5 protein-coding genes are annotated in these 6428 nt (G+C 58.7%); all 5 read left to right on the top strand.

Annotated elements, in window-relative coordinates; all coding sequences use genetic code 11:
- On the top strand, positions 1-336 hold a 336-nt coding region (locus tag EOA13_RS38440; RefSeq protein ID WP_206535355.1), incomplete at its 5' end, for an integrase core domain-containing protein.
- Between the two features lie 777 nt (positions 337-1113).
- Positions 1114-2058: a MurR/RpiR family transcriptional regulator gene (locus EOA13_RS35765; RefSeq protein WP_127297867.1), complete on the top strand. Its 945-nt coding sequence runs from the start codon at positions 1114-1116 to the stop codon at positions 2056-2058.
- 253 nt (positions 2059-2311) lie between these two features.
- Positions 2312-3616: an ABC transporter substrate-binding protein gene (locus EOA13_RS35770; protein WP_127297868.1), complete on the top strand. Its 1305-nt coding sequence runs from the start codon at positions 2312-2314 to the stop codon at positions 3614-3616.
- A gap of 114 nt (positions 3617-3730) precedes the next feature.
- Entirely contained in the window at positions 3731-5623 is a 1893-nt protein-coding gene (locus EOA13_RS35775; RefSeq protein ID WP_127297869.1) for an ABC transporter permease subunit, read from the top strand.
- 14 nt (positions 5624-5637) lie between these two features.
- The coding region (locus EOA13_RS35780) for an ABC transporter ATP-binding protein (protein ID WP_245490581.1) at positions 5638-6428 on the top strand (791 nt) is incomplete at its 3' end.

Genomic DNA, 6428 nt, shown 5'->3' on the forward strand with positions numbered 1-6428 from the left:
GACTGTTATGCACCGGCCGCCATTATGCCACGCCGATGCCGGGGTGCAGGGGCCGTCCATCCCATCAACGGCCGACTGCGCGATGAACTGCTCAACGAGACGCTGTTTACCTCGCTGGCTCAGGCGCGCGTCGCCATCGCCCTGTGGCGCGCCGATCACAACACCGCCCGGCCGCACTCCCAAATCGCCTGGCAGACACCGGCCGAGTTCGCCGGCACCTTCAATCCGCGACGGTCGCTCGCGCTGCGCTATGCCAAAGGCTCCGCGCCAGCGCCCGTCCCTTCACCCGCCCAGCAGGGCACAACCCACGCCGGAAACGAACTCAAAACTGGATAGAAACTGGGGGCAAGGTCAATACCCCACCGGCATTCTGGATCATGCTTGCGCAGCTACGATCTAAATTTCCTTGAAATGAATGGGTCATGCAACCGCCCTGCCCCAGTGTCAGTCCTCAAAGGCTGCGCTGCATAAAGGGATCAACGCTGATCCACGCGCTGAACGAGCAACGCACAATCGAGGGCAAGAAGCAGCTGTCGGATCGAGATCACCAGTCGTCGACAGGGCAAGCGGCTGGGCATCGCCGTGCATGATCACATCATTATTGGTCGGAAAGGCCATTCCAGCACGAAAGGCCTGCCACCGATTTATGCCCGAATCGAAGGTCGCGACTCGAAGAGTGGAACCCGCTTTCTGCTGCACCGCTGAGGGTTCTACCTAATGGATATCCGAACTGTTTCCGAAATCGGATCTTGCAGGCTGAAACAGGCGTCGCCGAAAACCCTGATGCAGCGGCCGGCCAAGCACGAGCGGGAAGCGTAAGCAATCTTGACAAACTGCTCGGATAGTCGAGCCAAAGCTACGTCGCTGGAAAATGCCTACGAGCATCACGCCGATTTGCGGTATCGAACGCAAAGGCGGTACCGTAATTTGCTCGGGTCTATGAGCTCCTAAATCCTCTTGATCATAGCCGGTATGGGTGAAGTAAGTTGATGCAACGAGCTGGAAAGCACTCCGAAAGCGAGCGGTCGCGACGGAAGACGACGTGCGTGCCATCGCTGTCAGCCTTGGGCACGCGTCCACGTTGCGAGATCAATTCCTAAAAGGAGATAGTCAATGGCTCGCAATCGGTCGCAAGAAAATCGCACATCGCAATCCAATGAAGGCGCGGTCGTCCAAGGCGACAAGCGCAATGCACAAGACATTATCGGACTAATTGTCGACCAGCAGTCACAGTTTTCCAAAACAAACCGCCGGATTGCGCACGCGATTTTGAGCGAGCCGCATAGCTTTGCCGAAAAGCCCATCGAGGAGCTCACCGCTTGGCTCGACGTATCGGCGCCAACCATCACACGATTTTCCCGCATGTTGGGCTGTGACGGTCTAAAGGACCTCAAGCTCAAGATCATGGGGTCGGTGCGCATCGGCATCCGTTATCTCGAACCCCAGACGCCGCCCGGATCCATCGCCGAAGTCGCGGAGCGCGTCAGCAAACGGGCGCAGAAAACCATTGCGGACATGCATCACAACGTCGACCTCGAACGCGCCCAGGCAGTCGTCGACAAGATCAGCGTCTGTCACACGCTCTACGCATTCGGGAGTGGCGGTGTCTCCTCATGGCTTATCGAGGAGATTCAGAACCGCTTCTTCCGGTTGGGGATACGTGTCATTCCCTGTAACGACCACCAGATGCAATTCATGTTGGCAACAGCAGTGGAACGCACGGACGTTGTCATCTGCTGTTCGCTCACCGGCGCCAATATCGAGCTTGAAAAGGCGGTAACCGTCGCTCGCGAGTACGGAGCGACAACGATCGCACTGACTCCGAACGGAACACCTCTTGCTGCCGCGGTTGATGAACTTCTGCCGATAGACTGCCCCCCGGACGAAGACATTCTGAGCCCAGCGTCAATTCGCTACGCCTACATGATCGCGATCGATATCATCTCTTACGGCGTTGCCATCGCGCGCAAGGACGCGGGCCGGGAAAAACTTCGCCGCCTCAAGCAGCAACTGGCGATCGCACGCGATGCGGCCCAGACCCAACCATTGTGCGACTGATCCCAGATAGAGTCCATTTTTTGCTTTTTTGATCAAAAAACAGCTCAAAAAATGAACATACGCTCAGGGCGGCCAAAAAATGATCCGGAAATAAAAATTTTGTTGGACAGCTAAAAATTTTTAGGCATAGTTCCCCTGCAGCAAGAGCTTAACCGGCCTTACAGTTTATCTTCCATGTCGGAGATACCGAAAGTTATCTGCCGGCACAGCCGGTTGGCCGAAATCAAAAAGCTATAACGATTGGGGAACTGGCATGATTTCTTCGCTGGAACGACACCTGCTGTCCAGAAGACAGATATTGCAAGGCGCGGCGGGGTTGTCCGCTGCAGCGATGATGGGGTCTCGCGCTTTCGCGGCACCCTCGACACCGATCAGCTTCGTCGGCTGGCAATACCAGCCGCAGATCGTCGAAGAGAACGTCAAGACGTTCATGAAACTCTACGACGAGAACGTGAACTACGAGCTCGTATCGGGCGACTACCACCCTTTGGCGGAAACGAAGCTCACCGGCGGTCAGCATATCGACATGCTGTATTCCGAAGAGAACTACATTGCGCGCTGGCACGCGGCCAACTGGATCCGTGACATCGAGAGCCTGCCGGGCGTTGCCGATATCAAGGCCGGCATGTTCCCGGTCAGCGTCGAGTCGCTTTCGCTGCCTAACGGCGGGGCCCTGTGCGGGCTCCCCTACTACGCCGGCTACAATACCTTCCTCTACAACGAGGAGCATCTCAAAAAAGCCGGGGCTCAGGCGCCGGAAACTTGGGATGCCGTTCTTGATGTTTGCCGCAAGCTCAAGAAGGATGGCATATCCGACGCACCATTTCATGCGATGTGGCAGCAGCAATGGCCGAACATGTCCTGGTATATGTTCGCGGCGTGGTATTCCGAGGGCGCCAAGGTCTTCGACGCCGATGGAAACTTCGTCGATGAGCCGGCCTTGCGCAAGATTCTCGAAATCAACCAGACCTTCTACAAGGAAAAGCTGGTCGTCGAGGACATCATGACTTTGCCCGGCGAAGGGGTACCCAGCTATGCCTCCGGCCGCCACACATTCATGGTCGTCCATGATTACAACCACAAGGTCGCCAATGATCCCGCCGTTTCCAAGATCGCGGGCAAGGTGCGCAATGCGATCATGCCGGGCGCGACCCGCTCGACCATGGCCTGGACGGCGGCCTATCTTATGGGTGCGCAGCCCGTCGATGAGGAGCGCGTGTGGGACCTGCTCCAGTTCTTCGGCGGCAAGGCCAAGGATGGCCAGTATCATGTGATCAAGCGCTGGGCACTCGAGTTCGGTCTCGGCTCTGGCTACAAGGAGGTCATGCAGGATCCGGAGATCGTCGCCAGTTTTTCAAAATGGCGCGACCTCGACATTTCGGCCAAGCAGCTCGGCATGGCGACGTCACGCTCGATCGGCAAGGCGATCTGGTTCCCGGAATGGGATATGTTCATGATGCAGCAGGTTCAGGAATATATCCGTTCGGGCAGCTCGACCGACGAGCTGGTGGCATTGCTTGCGTCCAAGGCTTCCGAGCTGAAGGCCCAGTATCAGTAGGACATGCCGGGGCAGCCGGTCATCGGTACCGGCTGTTCCGTCCGCATCAACCTCCATCGACATCGCCAGACGAGGCACTGTCGGCGGTCCGGCCCAGATGATGTGCGAGGACGCGTGACAATAACACTGCAGTCGCAAAGAACCGAGCCGCTTGCGCGCGAAAACCGCCGGCGGATCAGCCTACCGGCTTTTGCCTATTTCTCCGTCGCCCCGACACTGATCCTGATGATCCTGATCGTTGGCCTGCCGCTCCTCTACAGTTTCTACCTGTCCTTCAACATCACCAATCCGATCACCAAACGCTGGATTTTCGTTGGCTTTGGCAATTATACGAAGATCTTCCAGAACCAGGACTTCTGGTATGCGCTTGGCCGCACGCTTTATTTCTCCGCGATCGCGGTCATCGGAACGACCATATTTGGAACACTGATCGCACTGGTTTTGAACCAGCGATTTGCTGGCCGGGGTTTTCTGCGCAGTGTAGTCCTTGTTCCCTGGGCCATGGCGCCTGTGTCGATCGGGGTGCTGTGGTCCTTCATCTATGCGGGCAATTTCGGTCTGTTGAACGGTTTCCTCAACGACATAGGACTCGGTTCGTGGGGACGGGCATGGTTCGGAGACGGCTTCCGCGCCCTCAACCTCGTGGCACTGACCCAGGTCTGGAACCAGACGCCATTGACGACCCTGATGCTTCTTTCCAGCCTGCAATCCATGCCGGGCAACCTGCACCGCGCGGCCATTCTCGACGGCGCGGGGCCGGTCAGGCGCTTCGTCTCGATCACGCTGCCCTGGCTCAAGCCGACGCTGCTTTTCTCCACGATCATCTCCACGATCAATGCTTTCATGGCCTTCGACATCATCTGGATCATGACGCGCGGCGGCCCCGGCGCGGCGACCACCACATTGTCCTGGCTCGGCTACATGCAATCCTTCCAGTTTCTGAAGTTCGGCGAAGGGGCCGCTCTTCTGTACGTGCTGACGTTTCTCAGCCTTGCATTCGCGATCGTCTATTTTGCCTTCCTCAGCCCAAGGAAAGCCACAACGACTGTGCCGGGGGTGATAGCCCCAGGGCTGCCGACAGCCGGCCGCCCGCGGCCTACCATGGTCGTCCTGCCGGAATGGAAGCCGAAGAGGCTGATGGGCCCGATTGCCACGCGCAACACGGGCAAGATCCTGTTCGCGCTCGCCGTCGTTGCGATTTTCGTCTGGTCGTTCCTGCCTGTTGCCGCGCTGATCCTGATCAGCCTGTCGCCAGCCACCGACCTGATCCGCACGCCTCCCTCCATCGTGCCCTCGACCCTTACTTTCGAGAATTATCGAGCGGTGCTCCTGGCGCAAGGCACGACCAGCGTGCAGGCCGCACGCGTGCCGTTGTCCCTGCTCAACAGTTTCGGCATCGGCATCGTCGTCTCCGTCGTCGACGTCGCACTGGGGACCTTGGCTGGTTACGGCTTTGCCCGCTACGCCGGTCACCGTTTCTTCGCCGTCAGCCTCTGGGCGCTTCTGCTGACGCGGATGGTTCCCGCGCTGACGCTGGTTCTGCCGTTCTTCGTCCTGTTCCGGACGCTCGGGCTCATCGACACCCATCTCGGTCTGGTGATCGCATATTCAACCATCCTGATGCCGCTTGCCGCCTGGATGATGAAGACCAGCTTCGAAGCTGTGCCCCTCAGCCTGGAGCGCGCGGCACAGATCGACGGCTGCAGCCGCTGGACGATGTTCCGCAAGGTTCTGGTGCCGGTGGTGCGGCCGGGCATCATCGCGGCGCTCATCTTCTGCTTCCTCGTGTCCTGGAACGAGTTCCTCTTTGCCATGATCCTGACCTCGACCCCCAAGACGCAGACAATCCCGGTCGTCATCGCGGGCTTTCTCAACCAGGCCCGCTTCTATGAATATGGGCCGCTTTTCGCCGCCAGCGTGCTTGCCATCCTGCCGCCCGTGGCCGTCGCCTTCTTCTTCCAACGTTACCTTGTCCAGGGTGCGCTTTCCGGCGCGGTCAAGGGCTGAAAGGAGCTACCACCATGGCATCGATCAAAATCACGGGCCTTAACAAGCGGTTCGGGACGATAGCCGTTTTGAAAGGGCTCGATCTTTCGATCAACGATGGCGAGTTCATTTCCTTCCTCGGACCGTCGGGATGCGGGAAATCGACATTGCTGTTTTGCATCGCCGGCCTGGAGGATATCGACGAGGGATCCATCCGCTTCGACAACAGGGAGATCTCGGATCTCGGTCCGCGTGAACGCAACATCGCGCTTGTCTTCCAGGATTACGCCCTCTACCCGCACATGACGGTGCGCGAAAATATCGCCTTTCCGTTACGCCAGCAGAAGCTGGACGAAGCGACCGTTGGCAAGCAGGTCGCCTGGGCAGCCGACGTTCTCGGCATCGAGGCTCTTCTCGACCGACTGCCGGCAGCGCTTTCCGGCGGCCAGCGCCAGCGCGTTGCCGTTGGCCGCGCGATCGTCAGAAACCCCTCTGTACTTCTCATGGATGAGCCGCTTTCCAATCTCGATGCCTCGCTGCGCGTGCGCATGCGCACCGAGATCCGGCGCCTGCAGAAGGCACTCGGCATCACAGTCATCTTCGTCACGCACGATCAGGAAGAGGCCATGGTGCTGTCCGACCGGATCGCGGTGATGAAGGATGGCGTCGTGCAGCAGTTCGCGCCACCGATGGAGGTCTATTCGGCTCCTGCCAACCAGTTCGTCGCCGGGTTCATCGGCAGCCCGCAAATGAACTTCTTACCCGCCAATGTCTGTGGCGGGAGTTCCCACCAGATTCTCTGCGTGCGCCCCCCCGACCCTAAACC

Origin of the sequence: Mesorhizobium sp. M7A.F.Ca.US.011.01.1.1 (assembly GCF_003998295.1) — a bacterium.
Lineage (GTDB): Bacteria > Pseudomonadota > Alphaproteobacteria > Rhizobiales > Rhizobiaceae > Mesorhizobium.